Annotated in this window: 13 protein-coding genes and 1 tRNA gene; 7 read left to right on the top strand and 7 right to left on the bottom strand. The window is 59.6% G+C overall.

Annotated elements, in window-relative coordinates:
* Positions 1–3: 3 nt before the first annotated feature.
* The 7 genes from BRA42_RS12150 (at position 4) to BRA42_RS12120 (ending at position 8,020) form a co-directional block, all read left to right on the top strand.
* Entirely contained in the window at positions 4–2,799 is a 2,796-nt protein-coding gene (locus tag BRA42_RS12150) for a DNA topoisomerase I (protein WP_292406222.1), read from the top strand.
* A gap of 4 nt (positions 2,800–2,803) precedes the next feature.
* Positions 2,804–3,496 carry a phosphoglycerol geranylgeranyltransferase gene (locus BRA42_RS12145; RefSeq protein WP_292406219.1) on the top strand — a complete coding sequence of 231 codons (693 nt, stop codon included), beginning with the start codon at positions 2,804–2,806 and terminating at the stop codon, positions 3,494–3,496.
* 3 nt (positions 3,497–3,499) lie between these two features.
* On the top strand, positions 3,500–4,198 hold the full coding sequence (locus tag BRA42_RS12140) for an RNA methyltransferase (RefSeq protein WP_292406216.1): 699 nt from the start codon (positions 3,500–3,502) through the stop codon (positions 4,196–4,198).
* A 22-nt stretch (positions 4,199–4,220) separates the two neighbouring features.
* Positions 4,221–4,778 (top strand): dCTP deaminase, encoded by a 558-nt coding sequence (gene dcd / locus BRA42_RS12135; RefSeq protein WP_292406213.1) that lies wholly within the window; start codon positions 4,221–4,223, stop codon positions 4,776–4,778.
* Positions 4,779–4,927: 149 nt separating this feature from the next.
* Positions 4,928–6,763: a threonine--tRNA ligase gene (locus BRA42_RS12130; RefSeq protein WP_342770293.1), complete on the top strand. Its 1,836-nt coding sequence runs from the start codon at positions 4,928–4,930 to the stop codon at positions 6,761–6,763.
* Positions 6,764–6,886: 123 nt separating this feature from the next.
* Complete coding sequence (locus BRA42_RS12125) at positions 6,887–7,447, top strand: acylphosphatase (RefSeq protein WP_292406208.1); 561 nt, start codon at positions 6,887–6,889, stop codon at positions 7,445–7,447.
* 117 nt (positions 7,448–7,564) lie between these two features.
* Positions 7,565–8,020 (top strand): ferritin-like domain-containing protein, encoded by a 456-nt coding sequence (locus BRA42_RS12120; protein WP_292406205.1) that lies wholly within the window; start codon positions 7,565–7,567, stop codon positions 8,018–8,020.
* Between the two features lie 85 nt (positions 8,021–8,105).
* On the opposite strand, the gene BRA42_RS12115 is transcribed toward BRA42_RS12120, so the two are convergent.
* The 7 genes from BRA42_RS12115 to BRA42_RS12085 all read right to left on the bottom strand — a co-directional run bounded on the left by BRA42_RS12115 (position 8,106) and on the right by BRA42_RS12085 (position 13,341).
* Positions 8,106–9,290 carry a cation:proton antiporter gene (locus BRA42_RS12115; protein ID WP_292406202.1) on the bottom strand — a complete coding sequence of 395 codons (1,185 nt, stop codon included), beginning with the start codon at positions 9,288–9,290 and terminating at the stop codon, positions 8,106–8,108.
* A 185-nt stretch (positions 9,291–9,475) separates the two neighbouring features.
* Positions 9,476–9,548: transfer RNA gene (locus BRA42_RS12110), tRNA-Gln, on the bottom strand.
* A 134-nt stretch (positions 9,549–9,682) separates the two neighbouring features.
* Positions 9,683–10,837, bottom strand: a complete 1,155-nt coding sequence (tnpB, locus tag BRA42_RS12105) for an IS200/IS605 family element RNA-guided endonuclease TnpB (RefSeq protein WP_292406199.1) — start codon at positions 10,835–10,837, stop codon at positions 9,683–9,685.
* 210 nt (positions 10,838–11,047) lie between these two features.
* On the bottom strand, positions 11,048–11,287 hold the full coding sequence (locus tag BRA42_RS12100) for a sulfurtransferase TusA family protein (protein ID WP_292406198.1): 240 nt from the start codon (positions 11,285–11,287) through the stop codon (positions 11,048–11,050).
* Complete coding sequence (locus tag BRA42_RS12095) at positions 11,277–12,143, bottom strand: 4Fe-4S binding protein (RefSeq protein WP_342770292.1); 867 nt, start codon at positions 12,141–12,143, stop codon at positions 11,277–11,279. The genes BRA42_RS12100 and BRA42_RS12095 overlap by 11 nt, the downstream gene beginning before the upstream one ends.
* The gene (locus BRA42_RS12090; protein ID WP_292406193.1) at positions 12,140–12,544 is read right to left on the bottom strand and encodes a M67 family metallopeptidase; all 405 of its coding nucleotides are present in this window, start codon (positions 12,542–12,544) and stop codon (positions 12,140–12,142) included. The genes BRA42_RS12095 and BRA42_RS12090 overlap by 4 nt, the downstream gene beginning before the upstream one ends.
* Complete coding sequence (locus BRA42_RS12085; RefSeq protein WP_292406190.1) at positions 12,541–13,341, bottom strand: HesA/MoeB/ThiF family protein; 801 nt, start codon at positions 13,339–13,341, stop codon at positions 12,541–12,543. The genes BRA42_RS12090 and BRA42_RS12085 overlap by 4 nt, the downstream gene beginning before the upstream one ends.
* Positions 13,342–13,353 lie beyond the last annotated feature (12 nt).

The raw sequence follows: 13,353 nt of genomic DNA, 5'->3' as shown, positions 1-13,353 counted from the left end.
GCCATGCATCTGATCATCGCAGAGAAGAATATATCGGCAAACCGGATTGCCCAGATCCTCGCCGGCAACGAGAAGGTGAGGGCGGTCAAGGAAGGGAGCGTAACCACCTATTCCTTCGACACAAAGACGGTGGTGGGCCTCAAAGGGCACGTGGTGGAGGTCGACTTCGAGCCCGGCTACACGAACTGGCGTAGCGAGGTCCACACCCCGCGAAGCCTCATCGATGCAGGCACCGTCAAGAAGCCGACCGAGAAGAAGATCGTCAACCTCATCCAGAAACTCTCAAAGAAAGCGGACCTCGTTACTATCGCCACCGATTACGATACGGAAGGAGAACTTATCGGAAAGGAGGCCTACGAACTCGTCCGTGCGGTGAACCCCACGGTCAGGATCAACCGGGCCCGGTTCTCCGCGATAACCCCGGCGGAGATCCGGTCGGCTTTCGAGAGCCCGGCCGACCTCGACTTCGCGCTTGCGGCTGCCGGTGAGGCACGCCAGACGGTCGACCTGATGTGGGGAGCGTCGCTGACCCGGTTCATCAGCCTCGCGGCCCGGCGGGGCGGCAAGAACATCCTCTCCGTCGGCCGGGTCCAGAGCCCGACGCTTGCCATGATTGTCGACCGGGAGCGCGAGATCGAGAACTTCGTCCCCCAGACTTACTGGATGCTCTCGCTTGCGACCGAGAAGGACGGAGTGCCGGTGGAGGCGCGGCATACCGCCGGGCGGTTCACCGACCACGACGCGGCCCTCGCCGCCGAAGCAGGGACAAAGGAGCCGCTCGTGGTCACGGATGTAAAAGAGGGGCAGAAGACCGACCGGGCGCCGACGCCGTTCGACACCACGGCCTTCATCGTCGCGGCAAGCCGCCTGGGCCTCTCGGCGGCGAACGCGATGCGGATCGCCGAAGACCTCTACATGAACGGTTACATCTCCTACCCGAGAACCGACAACACGGTCTACCCGAAGTCCCTGAACCTGAACGGTATCCTTGAAGCGCTCAGGGGGGGGGCGTTCGATGCGGATATCGCCTGGGTACAGCAGCACCGGCGTCCGGTCCCGACGCGCGGCAAGAAGGAGAGCACCGACCACCCGCCGATCCACCCCACGGGCGCCGCCGCACGCGAGGCCCTCGGCTCCGACCGGTGGAAGGTCTACGAACTCGTTGTCCGGCGGTTTCTCGCGACCCTCTCCCCCGACGCGACGTGGGCGACCACCAAATGCCTCTTCGATGCGTCCGGCGAACCCTACACGGCAACGGGCGGACGGCTCGTCTCCGCCGGATGGCGCCGGGTCTACCCCTACTCGGAGGCGAAGGAGAATATCCTTCCAGCGTTCTCCCCGGGCGAACGCCTGCCGATTAAAAGCGTGAACCTTGAGGAGAAACAGACTCAGCCGCCGGCGCGCTACTCCCAGAGCCGGCTCATTCAGGTGATGGAGGAACTCGGCCTCGGCACGAAGAGCACCCGGCACGAAGTGATCGGCAAACTCGTCTCCCGCCGCTACGTGGAGGGGAACCCCCTCCGCCCGACGCTCGTCGGCAGAGCCGTCACGGAAGCGCTCGACAACCACGCGGAGACGATCACGGAGCCCGAGATGACCCGGACGCTTGAAGAGCACATGCAACTCATCAAGCAGAAGCAGCGCTCCCATAAAGACGTCGTCAACGAGTCCCGCGAGATGCTCCACCGGGTCTTTGACAAACTCGAGGAGCACGAGAAGGAGATCGGCGAGGAGATCATGGAGCAGACCGCCGAGGAGCATACCGTCGGCCCCTGCCCCGTCTGCGGCCGCGACCTCCGGATCCGACACCTCGGCGCCTCCCAGTTCATCGGCTGCACCGGCTACCCCGAGTGCCGGTTCAACATCAGCCTGCCCGGCAGCATCTGGGGACGGGCGATCCGGACGGAGGAGACCTGCCCGGAGCACGGGCTCTCCCACGTCCGCCTGATCCGGAAAGGCTCCCCCCCGTGGACGATAGGCTGTCCGCTCTGCAGCCACATCGCCTCGAACGTCGAGGCGCTCCGGATGATGCCCTCGATGACCGACGAACTCGTGCAGCGTCTGCACGCGCGCCATATCTACACGGTCTCCGAGATCGCGGGAATGCAGCCCGGCAACCTCACAGACGCCCTCGGTGTCGGAAGCGATGAGGCCGGACGACTCATAGAGGAGGCAAAAGACGCGCTGGATATCCTCCGGCGCCGATCGGAACTCCGGAAGTTCATCCGGAAGATCGTCCCCCCGAGGAAAGGCCGGAGCCACGCGAAGATCAACAAAAATCTCCTCGAACAGGGGATCGGCGACATCTCCGCGCTCTCCCGTGCGGACCCTGCGGTCCTGAAAAAGGCCGGCATCGGCGATGCGGCGGCAACGGAACTCCTCGAGGCGGCCCGCGCACTCTGCAACGAGCGCACCCTCCGGGAAGCAGGAGTTCCCGCGGTCAGCCTGAAGAAGTATCTGGCCGGAGAGGTCGGGAGCCCCGATGACTTCTGCTATCTCCCCATCCCCTACCTCTCAAGCAAAACCGCCATTAATCCGGAAACCGTACATAAGCATGTGGATATGGTCTGCAGGTACCTCGGACGCCCCACCCCGGCAAAGGTCACCAAAGCAGCGCTCGAACGCGGGCGGGAAGAACTGCTGGCGATTCCGGGCATCGGGGAGGCGACCGTGGAGAGGCTCTACCTTGCGGGCATCTACAACGCCGCGACGCTCCGTGAAGCCGACGCGGAGGCGGTCTCCTCCATCACCGGCATCCCGAAGGCCAGACTCCACGACTACATCAGCCATCTGAAGTGACACCATGCACGCGAACTGGAAGACCTGGGCACATGTGACGAAACTGGACCCCGACAAACACCTCCCGCGGAACGTCATCGAGGAGATCGCAACGAGCGGGACCGATGCCCTGATGCTCTCGGGCACCCTGAACGTGACGCAGGAGAACCTCTGCGAACTCCTGGACCAGGTCTCCTCCTACGGGCTGCCGCTTGTGGTGGAACCGGCAAGCCCCGACTGCGCCATCTTCAACGGGGCGATCGACCACCTCTTTGTGCCGAGCGTGATGAACGCAAACGACGTCCGCTGGATCGTCGGGAAACACCACGCCTGGCTCCGTCACGCGAGCGGCATCGACTGGGAGATGGTGGTGCCCGAGGCCTACATCGTCCTCAACCCGAACTCCGCCGTCGGGCGGGTGACGGGGGCGGACTGCAGTCTCTCGGGGGAGGATGTGGCCGCATTCGCGGAGGTGGCGGACCGGTACTTCCGGTTCCCGATCGTCTACATCGAGTACAGCGGGACTTACGGAGACCCAAAAATTGTGCAGGCGGCAGCCGATGCGGTTGAGAACGCTACCCTCTACTACGGCGGCGGGATCCGTTCGGCGGAGCAGGCGGCGGAGATGGGCCGCATCGCCGACACGATCGTCATTGGAAATGCAGTCTACGAGGAAGGGATCGATGTGCTCCGGGCGACGGTTCGAGCGATACAGTGAGATATGCCTGAAGTCTCAATCGTCCTGGTCGAGCCCCTCTACGACGGGAATATCGGGTTTACCGCCCGGGTTATGAAGAACTTCGGATTCACCCGGCTGGTGCTGGTCAACCCCTGTCCGCTCGGCGACGACGCGGTCATGCGCGCTTCTCATGCCCGCGACGTCCTCGACAACGCCCGCTGGATGACGGTCGACGAGGTCTACCGGGAGTTCGACTTCGTGGTCGCGACGACCGGCGAGGTCAGCAAATCGGTCTGCACCCCGATGCGGCTGCCCTACTACACCCCGACGGAAGTCAGGGAGACCGTCGCCGACATAGACGGAACGGTCGCGATCCTCTTCGGGCGGGAGAATTGGGGGCTTTCAAACGAGGAACTGAAACGGGCAAACCTCATCTGCACCATCCCGACCTCGGAGGTCTACCCGATCCTCAACCTCTCTCACGCAGTGGGCATCCTCTGCTACGAACTTGCAAACCTGCCCCGTGGGACCTACCCCCTCGCGGGACCCACCGAGATGGAGTCGCTCTACCGGCACCTCGATGCGTTCCTCGACCGGATCGATCACCCGGACTTCAAGCGGGAGAACACAATGATCCTCATTCACCGGGTGCTCGGCCGGACGAAACTGACCACCCGCGAGGTGAGCACGCTTCACGGGCTGATGCGCCGGACGGAGTGGCATCTCGAAAACAAAGAATAGTTTGCGGGAGAGATCTAGAAGAATGATTCTTGTCGACTGGCAGATCGAAGACCGCATCAGGCATGGGTATATCAAGGTGAATCCCTACGACCCCGGCCTGATCCAGCCCAATTCCCTCGATATCAGACTCGGTTCCCACTTCGTCTGGTATGTTCCGGGAGACTCCGTGATCGACCCCTATGAAAAAGAGAGCGTCTGCTCGAACACCGAGCAGACGGTGGCCGACTCAATCGTCCTTCGCCCCGGGCAATTTCTCCTCGCCGAGACCCTGGAGACGATCGAGCTCCCCGACGATGTCGTGGCGAGCATCGAAGGGAAGAGCAGCATCGCGCGCCTCGGGATTGAACTCCACCAGACGGGCGGCTGGATTGATGCAGGGTTTCGAGGAACGATCACCCTCGAGATGTGCAACGTGAACGCCCGGCCGGTGCGGGTTTACGCGGGGATGCCGATCGGACAACTGGTATTCTACCGCACGGACCGTGCCGCGCGCCCGTACAACATGAAGAAGGACGCGAAGTACATGGACCAGCAGCAGGCGACCCTCTCCCGCTACCATGAGAACGCGCGCCGCGCGTGATTCACGTCGCCGACAATCGGACAAAGCCGCACCCCGCCGCCCCATCCGGCGGGGAGGAAACGGGCGGGATGCTCCATGATCTCACCCGAAGAGCATTATGCACTATATAGCAGGAAAACAGATATTAAACGGTTCAACTGGGGATAGCAATGCGACTTCTTCTAATCCACTCTGATCATATCGAATACGAGACCCGGAAGAAGACGAAGGTCGCCGAAGAGAACGTCGTCCCAAAAGACGCTCTCGATGAGGCCCTCACCGTCTTCTGCGCGGTTGAGTCCGTCGACGAGGAGAACATCGAGGATGCCGTCAGGCAGGCGGTAGACGAGATTGTCGCCACCGCCGGGCAGCTCGGCACTACCAATATCATGATCTACCCCTATGCCCACCTCTCCGCCGACCTTGCATCGCCGGAAGCGGCGGTGAGCGCTCTCCGGGGTATCGAGGACGCCCTCGCGAGGAAGGGCGGCTTTGTTGTGAAGCGCGCACCGTTCGGTTGGTACAAGGCCTTCTCGATCTCCTGCAAGGGCCACCCGCTCTCGGAACTCTCCCGGACGATCGTACCCGGTGAAGGAGCGGCCGCCGAAAAGAAAGAGATCGAGCACGAGTTCTTTGTCCTCACGCCCGAAGGGGAACGCAAAAACGTGGACGACTACCTGAAAGAGGACACGCGTTTTGCCTCCCTGATCAGGAAAGAACTCGGCCATCCGGGGCAGGAGGGAGGCGAGCCGGTTCACGTGGACCTGATGCGCGGGAAGGAACTCGTGGATTACGAGCCGCGTTCGGACGTCGGGAACCTCCGCTGGATGCCCCGGGGCAAGTTGATCCGGGACCTCCTCAGCGACTACATCCTTGCGCGGGTGCTCGATTACGGCGGAATGCCCGTGGAGACCCCGGTGATGTACGACCTCGGGGACAGGGCGATCTCGGAACACGCCGCCAAGTTCGGGGAGCGGCAATATCGGTTCAGGAGCGGCAATCGCGACATGATGCTCCGGTTCGCGGCGTGCTTCGGGATGTTCTGCACCATGCACGACATGCATATCTCGCCGAACACCCTCCCGATGAAGCTCTATGAACTCTCAACCTACTCGTTCCGGCACGAGCAGAAGGGCGAAGTTATCGGGTTGAAGCGCCTCCGCGCCTTCACGATGCCCGATATGCACACCCTCTGCCGCGACGTGGACGACGCGCTCGCGAGCTTTGAGGAACAGCTCGCAATTGGCTGGCAGAGCGGTGTGGACCTTGAAACCCCGCTCGTGGGAGCCTTCCGATGCACCCGGGACTTCTTCGACCAGTACGAACTCTGGGTAAAGGAGATCGTTGCAAAGTCGGGTGTGCCGATGCTCATTGAGCTCCTCTCGGAGCGGAGCCACTACTGGATAGCAAAGGTCGATCTTGCGGCGATCGACGCACAGGGGAGACCCATCGAGAACCCGACGGTCCAGATCGACGTCGAGAGTGCGGACCGGTTCGACATCAAGTATTACACCCCGGAGGGCGCCGAGGTCCACCCCCCGATCCTCCACTGTTCGCCGACGGGCTCGCTTGAGCGGGTGATCTGCGCGATGCTCGAAAACACCGCTACAGAGGAGGTCCCCTCGTTCCCGACCTGGCTCGCCCCGACCCAGGTCAGGCTGGTGCCGGTGGCGGGAAGGCATGTCTGCTTTGCCGAAGAGATCGGCACCCGCCTGAACGCCGCCGGCCTCCGGGCGGACGTCGACGACCGGGACGAGAGCGTGAACAAGAAGGTCCGCGAAGCCGGGATGGACTGGGTGCCCTACGTTGCGGTGATCGGAGACCAGGAGGCCGAGACCGGCCGGCTCACGGTCACCGTTCGGAGACTCTCGGAGAATAAGAAGCCCTACAAAGAGTCGATGAGCGAAGACGAACTCATCCAGGCGGTGAAGATGGAGACCACCGGAAAGCCCTTCCGCCCGCTCTACACCCCGAGGCTCCTCTCCAAAAAGCCTCGGTTCATCTAACCAACTTTTTTTCGCGGGGCCGCCCTGGGGGTCTCGCGACGCGACAACACGATCTCCTCCCATGATCCGCCACCGGGCAGTCGGAGGAAACTATTTAAGTCGACCGTTCTTAAGTTCATTCTGATGAAACGGTTTTCTGCCATTGCAGCGGGGCGCGTGCAAAGGGTTGGATTTCGGGAACATGTCTACAAAGAGACGTTTGAAAAGGATATCACCGGATATGTAAAGAATCTCGACACCGGAAAGGTCGAGATCGTCGCGGAGGGAAGCGAAGAGGACCTTCGCGCCCTCGCAAACGCGATCAATATCATTCGCTACCCTATTGCGGTCAAGTCATTCACCATCAAATGGCAGGAGGCTACCGGGGAGTACACGAGTTTTGAGATCATCCGCGGGGATATCCAGGAGGAGATATTTGAGCGGATAGATTATGCCGGCACAATCATGCATCAAACGCTGGAGAACTCTGAACTGAGTTTGAAGAAACAGGATCAGATGCTGGATAAACAGGACCGGATGCTGGATAAACAGGACCAGATGCTTCAGGTTGGTATTGAGACGAAAGAAGAGATTGCAGCGCTCCGGAAAGATACCGGGAAATATCTTGACGACGAATTCAAAGAGATCAAAAAAGAGCTCACCTCCATTAAGAATGCCCTTGCCCGGGCAGGCATCCAGGTCTGAATCCCGATACTTTTTTCCGCAGGTTCTCACGTGCATACCGCCCCTGTGCTTGCGCGGGTACCCGGCCCGAACAATCTTTAAATGCCTCAAATGCTACTCTCCACCGGTGCATGAACCATGGATGCCGAAGAGTATCGTTCTATCATATCAAACGCCATCGACAGGGAGATTGAAGCGTACACCTTCTACCGGACGGTCAGAGAGAAGGTCAGGGATGAGAACCTGAAAAACCTCTTCAACGAACTTGCCGGGGAGGAGAGCAAACACAGAAAGACCCTCGAGGGCTTTCTCGCAAAAGAGCCCGGGGAACTCGGGTTCAACACGAAGCGGGACTACAAAGTCGCCGACATCCTGGAGGCTCCTCCGCTCTCGGCCGACTTAAAGCCGCTCGACGGTCTCGTCATCGCGATCAGGAAGGAGCTCGACGCGATGCAGATGTACACCCAGCTGGCAGGCCTCAGCGTGGACCCGGAGCAGATCGAGCTCTTCGAGAGCCTCGCCTCGATGGAGCGGGGCCACAAAGCGCGCCTCGAGGACATCTACACCAACATGGCGTTCCCGGAAGCCTGGTGAGGCAGAGGGGCGCGTCCCCACCTTTTTTTCCGGCCGGGAAGAGAAGAATAAGAGATTTTGAGAAAAGAATGCAGGGCTACCTGCATCACTCAGTGGTACTACAGTATGCACCCTTGAAGAACCAGCTCCGATAGATGATCGGGGTTATGAGGGTGGTCAGCAGACTCATCACGACACACGCCACGAAGATCCCCTGGTCGATGAAACCGGAATTCAGGCCGATCAACGCGACGATCATCGTCACCTCTCCCCGCGCCGCCATCCCGAACCCGACGATGAGGGAATCTTCCCGGCACATCCCCATCACCCGGGCCGGTAGACCGCACCCGATGATCTTGGTGACAAGGGCAACCACGGTCAGCGCCGCCGTGAAGAGAGCGATCTCGGATGTGAGCGCCTGAAGATCGACGAGAATACCCAGCGATATGAAGAAGATCGAGGCAAAAACAATCTGGAAATACTCGGCGCCCTCTGTGACGCTCCTGCTCTGGCGGATCTCGACGCCGCTGAAGGCGACCCCGGCAAGGAATGCACCGACGATCCCCGATAAGCCCACCATGTCGGCGAGCATCGCGTAGAGGAACGCCAGCATCAGGGCAAAGACGAAGACAAAACCGGGAAATTTCCGGGCCAGAACCGATGTGTCCATCCGCTGGATGAGTCTCCGCACGCCGAGGACCCCGATGCCGCCGGCGACGACGACAAAGCCCAGAGCCTGAACGACCGTTATGGCGAGCGCCTCCACCGAAACTCCCCCGCTCACCAGGTCCATGGAGACGGAGAGCGCGAGCAAGGAGAGGACATCGTCGATGACGGCGGCACCGATGATCGCCTTCGCGGCATCGGTCTGGAGCATGCCGATCTCCTTGAGGACGTTTGCGGTGATGGCGGTACTCGTCGCGGTCAGTGCCGCGCCGACGAAGACCGCAGTTGCAAAGTCAAACCCGAAGAGAACGGAAGTGGCATAGCCACCTATCCACGGGACGACCACGCCGAAGAAGGCGATGACGCCGTTGCGCAACTTGAGGATGTCCTTGATGTCGAACTCGAACCCGATGGCGAAAAGGAGGATGATCGCTCCCATGTGGGCCAGACTCGCGACAAAGTCCGTGTAAGTGATCCAGCCGAGCGCACTCGGTCCTACCAGAACTCCCACGAGAATAGCGCCGATCGTCGCCGATTGGTTGATCCTGGATGCCAGAAGGTAGCCTGCAAGCGCAAGGAAGAGGAGGAGGCTCAACTGGAACTCGATAGATAAGGCGCTTTCCATTATTACCATAACTGGGCGATGATGCCTTAAGAAATATGTGGACCTCACGGGAGTTGCAGGGCAATCTCGCTGATAACGGTGCGAGGGATACTCCCCAAAAAATCGTGTTTATAGTGCCGAAAGGGGACAACGCGCGCCAGGAGAATTGTTGCGCCGCAGCAAGGTATTTAAACTCCGTGTCCTTATACCCCCGACCAGATTCGAACTGGTGTCGCCGGATCCAAAGTCCTGCATGATTGACCACTACACTACGGGGGTATGCTCAAGTCCTTCGGGTGAATACACTTTACAAGTTTTCTTCTCAGAAAACTTGCTCTACTCCATTTGGCGTAGAAGATAATAAAGTGAATTACCCGCGCCTTTTGGGCGGGGCTTCCTGTTTCATCCTCCCTCTACTGAGGCAAGTCCACAGGCTCGACGGCGCGTTCCGCACCTGCTACCCCGACAAGGTTCTGTTCTTGCAGGGCGAACTTCTTGATATTGATCGCTGCGTTGATATCGCAGTCGTGATGAGTGCCGCAGTCGGGACAGATCCATTCTCTCTCAGAGAGAATTAGATCCCGCTTGAGATACCCACATTTACTGCATATTTTTGAGGAGGGGTCAAACCGCCCGATCGAGAGGAGGGTCTTCCCGTACTTCCGGCACTTGTAATCCAGCATCGCAAAGAATGCACTCCACGATACATCGCCAATACTCTGTGCCAATTTATGGTTTTTCTGCATTCCAGCAACGTTTAACGATTCCACTGCTATGGCTTGATTCTCACTCACGACTCGATTAGAGAGTTTGTGCAGGAAATCGTTCCTCTGGTTTGCAACCTTCTCATGACATCGGGCTAATTTTTGAATCGCTTTCTGTCGGTTCTTTGATCCTTTCACTTTTCGTGAGACGCGTCGCTGCAACACTTCCAGGCGCTGGAGGGAGTTCTTCAAGTGCCGAGGGTTCTCAACCTTCTCTCCAGTCGAGAGGGTTGCAAAGTCCGTTAACCCGACATCGATCCCAAGGGTGGTATCCAGCGTAAACGGTACGGGTTCCGGTGTTGCTGCTCCATCATCAACGAGAATGCTGACAAACCATTTCCCGGTTGAAGTCACAGAGACCGTGACGTACTTCATCTTCCCGGTGAAGATCCGGTGGAAAACGGTCTTGATCTCGCCGATCTTCGGGAGTTTGATCCGACGCCGCCCGAAATCCACCGCGTAATGCTGAGGCACCTGAAAGGACTGTACCGGATTCTTCTTTGACTTGAACTTTGGAAATCCCTTTTTCTTCCGGAAGAACCGGGTGAACGCGTTGTCGAGGTTCTTGTTCGCGCTCTGAAGCGATTGGGAGTTGATCTCCTTGAGCCACGGGTGTTCTTCTTTGAGGGCGGGAAGATGATTGTTCATGTCAAAACAGGAGAGTTTACGCCCTTCCTGCTCGTATGCCCGGATCTTCTGCTCCAGAGAATGGTTGTACACAAACCGACAGGCATGGATGTGTCTCATGAGGAGCGGAATCTGTGTCCGAGTAGGGTACATCCGATACTTGTAGGCGTGGAGCATACAAACAATATTGAACCTTATAATAATATATGGTTTTTGCTAATCTCTCCGGGAACATGACGAAGGGCGACTCCGCTCCGCCCCCTTCACCCCCGCAAGATAAACATCTTCACTAAAAGTCGATCCGCTCAAGCGAGGGCGGCGGTTATACCCACCGGGTCCCCGGCGTGAGATTCAGGGGATGCCGGGAGGGAGACCTCCCAAACCGGCTTACCTTCCGCCCTTCTCGATAACGACCCGGAACGACTCGCCAAGAGGCTCGACCTTCACGATCCGGTGCCCCTCTTCCTTCACGCTCCGGGGGACATTCAGCATGGCCGAACCCTCGTCGAGGATGACCTCCAGCAGATCGCCCGGTTCAAGGTCCTCAAGGGCGAGCTTTGTCTTCACAAAGTTCATGGGGCAGACGACGCCTGCAAGGTCCACCCGTTTTTTTACCTCATCTCCCATTCAGGATCGCCTCACTTACGACATCCGGACCGATTCGATCGATCATGTGCCCGAAACGCTCCTTCTTCCGCCCCATTCTGCGGTAGTAATCTATAGCGTTGCCCACGAGTTCATAGAGACGCTCCTTTGACTCGATCAGCCCGCCGAGCCGGGTTGCGAGCCGGGGAACCTTTCCCATGGTACCGCCGATCCAGAGGATATACCCTCTTGAGACGACCACCCATGCGCCCGCCGGGCAGCTCGATGTGCAGATGCTGCAGTTGATGCACAGAGAAAGATCGACCACGTATTCGTCGCCGGCCTTCTCTATCGCGTGCGTCGGGCAGATGTTCACACAGAGACCGCAGTCGGTGCACGAGGACGCCACCCACCCGGGAACGATCCCGCCCATGACCCCGATGTCGTTCTCGGTCGCCTTCGCACAGTTGTGCGGGCAGCCGGTGACGGCCATCTTGAACTTGTGAGGCGTCTCCTCCCGGAACCAGGTGCGGTCGAGCCGGGCAGCAACCTCCTTCGTATCGATGATCCCCCACCGGCACGTCCGGGCCCCCGGGCAGCCGGTGACGATCCGGATTCTCGGGCCGCAGGCCCCCATCGCTACGCCGACCGACTCCAGTTCGGCCCTTGCGGCCTCAAGGTTTGTATGATGCACGTTGTGGATCTCGATCCCCTGCCGTGTAGAGCAGTGGATCTGGCCCGTCCCGTACTTCACTGCGACCTCCGCGATCTTCTGCATCTGTTCGGCGGTAAAATCACCGGCCACAGCGTGGAGGCGCAGTGCGAAGTATTCCTTCTGTTTCTGCTGGATCATCCCGACTTTCTTGAAAGCCGCGATATCGAAAACTTTGTCCGTCATAGGTTCTCCCCCATAATTGTCAGCTGCTCCTCCTCGACCGCTCCCTGTCGGATGCGAAACCCTCCAATAGACCTCGCGCCGCCATGCAGCGAGACTATCACATACACGACCGTCGGGTCGTACGCGAGCCGGATATCCTCGGCGGAGGGCCTCGCAGGCGAGGCAGGATGGCTGTGATAGACCCCAACGATGCTCAGACCCTCGTTCCGCACCGTCTTCAGGACCGAGAACTGCTCCTCCGGGTCGAACGCAAAATGCTCCTCGCTCCGATCGATGTTTCTCATCGCATAGCGGCGCACGACGCGCTCCCCAAAGCTGGCTAGGTAGCCGCAGGCCTCGATCGGGGCTTCTTTCTCCGCGTGAGCATACATCTCCTCCACGATTTCGGCCGGCAGGATCATCGTTTCAACCCGCAGATCTTCTGTTCGTAATCGATGAGCGACGTGATGGTCGGGTGCTCGCCGCAGACCGGGCAGGACGGGTCCCGTTTAACCTTCACCTCGCGGAAACTCATGGGCAGGGCATCGAAGATCAGGAGCCGGTCGGTCAGCAGATCTCCGACGCCGAGGAGATATTTCAGCGTCTCGACGGCCTGCAGGGTTCCAATGGTCCCGGCCATCGCGCCGAGCACGCCTGCCTCTGCGCAGCTTGGGACCGCGCCTGCGGGAGGCGGGGCGGTAAAGACGCACCGGTAACAGGCGCTCGAATAAGGCCGGACCGTCATCATCTGCCCGTTGAACCTCAGGATGCCGGCGTGAGAGAACGGTATCTTCTGGAGGACACAGGCGTCGTTGATGAGGAATTTGGCCGCAAAGTTGTCTGTACCGTCGATGACAAAATCGTAGCCCGAGATGATCTTCCTCGCATTCTTCGCCCGTATCATCTCGGGATGAACCCGCACTTCAACGTCCGGGTTGAGCCGGGCAATCTTTGCCTTTGCAGAGTCCGCTTTCCCTGTGCCGACGTCATCCGTGAAGTGAATGATCTGCCGCTGAAGATTGGTCAGGTCGACCCTGTCGCCGTCGGCAATCCCGATCGTCCCGACGCCGGCCGCTGCCAGGTAGAGGGCAGCGGGAGAACCAAGGCCCCCCGCACCGACAATCAGGACTTTTGAATCTAAAAGTCGCTCCTGTCCCTTACCGCCGATCTCGGTTAAGATGATATTCCTGCTGTAGCGTTCGATCTGGTCTTCTCTCATGGTCCACCTGTA

Origin of the sequence: Methanoculleus sp. UBA374, assembly GCA_002508705.1 — an archaeon.
GTDB lineage: Archaea > Halobacteriota > Methanomicrobia > Methanomicrobiales > Methanoculleaceae > Methanoculleus > Methanoculleus palmolei.
Note: the sequence above shows the minus strand (reverse complement) of the source record. Positions and strands in the feature narration are given on the sequence as shown.

What these genes read in the sequence shown, in the direction of transcription:
- BRA42_RS12150 (WP_292406222.1), top strand. Translation starts at nt 4, where the DNA reads ATGCATCTGATCATCGCAGAGAAGAATATATCGGCAAACCGGATTGCC.
- BRA42_RS12145 (WP_292406219.1), top strand. Translation starts at nt 2,804, where the DNA reads ATGCACGCGAACTGGAAGACCTGGGCACATGTGACGAAACTGGACCCC.
- BRA42_RS12140 (WP_292406216.1), top strand. Translation starts at nt 3,500, where the DNA reads ATGCCTGAAGTCTCAATCGTCCTGGTCGAGCCCCTCTACGACGGGAAT.
- dcd (WP_292406213.1), top strand. Translation starts at nt 4,221, where the DNA reads ATGATTCTTGTCGACTGGCAGATCGAAGACCGCATCAGGCATGGGTAT.
- BRA42_RS12130 (WP_342770293.1), top strand. Translation starts at nt 4,928, where the DNA reads ATGCGACTTCTTCTAATCCACTCTGATCATATCGAATACGAGACCCGG.
- BRA42_RS12125 (WP_292406208.1), top strand. Translation starts at nt 6,887, where the DNA reads ATGAAACGGTTTTCTGCCATTGCAGCGGGGCGCGTGCAAAGGGTTGGA.
- BRA42_RS12120 (WP_292406205.1), top strand. Translation starts at nt 7,565, where the DNA reads ATGGATGCCGAAGAGTATCGTTCTATCATATCAAACGCCATCGACAGG.
- BRA42_RS12115 (WP_292406202.1), bottom strand. Translation starts at nt 9,290, where the DNA reads ATGGAAAGCGCCTTATCTATCGAGTTCCAGTTGAGCCTCCTCCTCTTC.
- tnpB (WP_292406199.1), bottom strand. Translation starts at nt 10,837, where the DNA reads ATGCTCCACGCCTACAAGTATCGGATGTACCCTACTCGGACACAGATT.
- BRA42_RS12100 (WP_292406198.1), bottom strand. Translation starts at nt 11,287, where the DNA reads ATGGGAGATGAGGTAAAAAAACGGGTGGACCTTGCAGGCGTCGTCTGC.
- BRA42_RS12095 (WP_342770292.1), bottom strand. Translation starts at nt 12,143, where the DNA reads ATGACGGACAAAGTTTTCGATATCGCGGCTTTCAAGAAAGTCGGGATG.
- BRA42_RS12090 (WP_292406193.1), bottom strand. Translation starts at nt 12,544, where the DNA reads ATGATCCTGCCGGCCGAAATCGTGGAGGAGATGTATGCTCACGCGGAG.
- BRA42_RS12085 (WP_292406190.1), bottom strand. Translation starts at nt 13,341, where the DNA reads ATGAGAGAAGACCAGATCGAACGCTACAGCAGGAATATCATCTTAACC.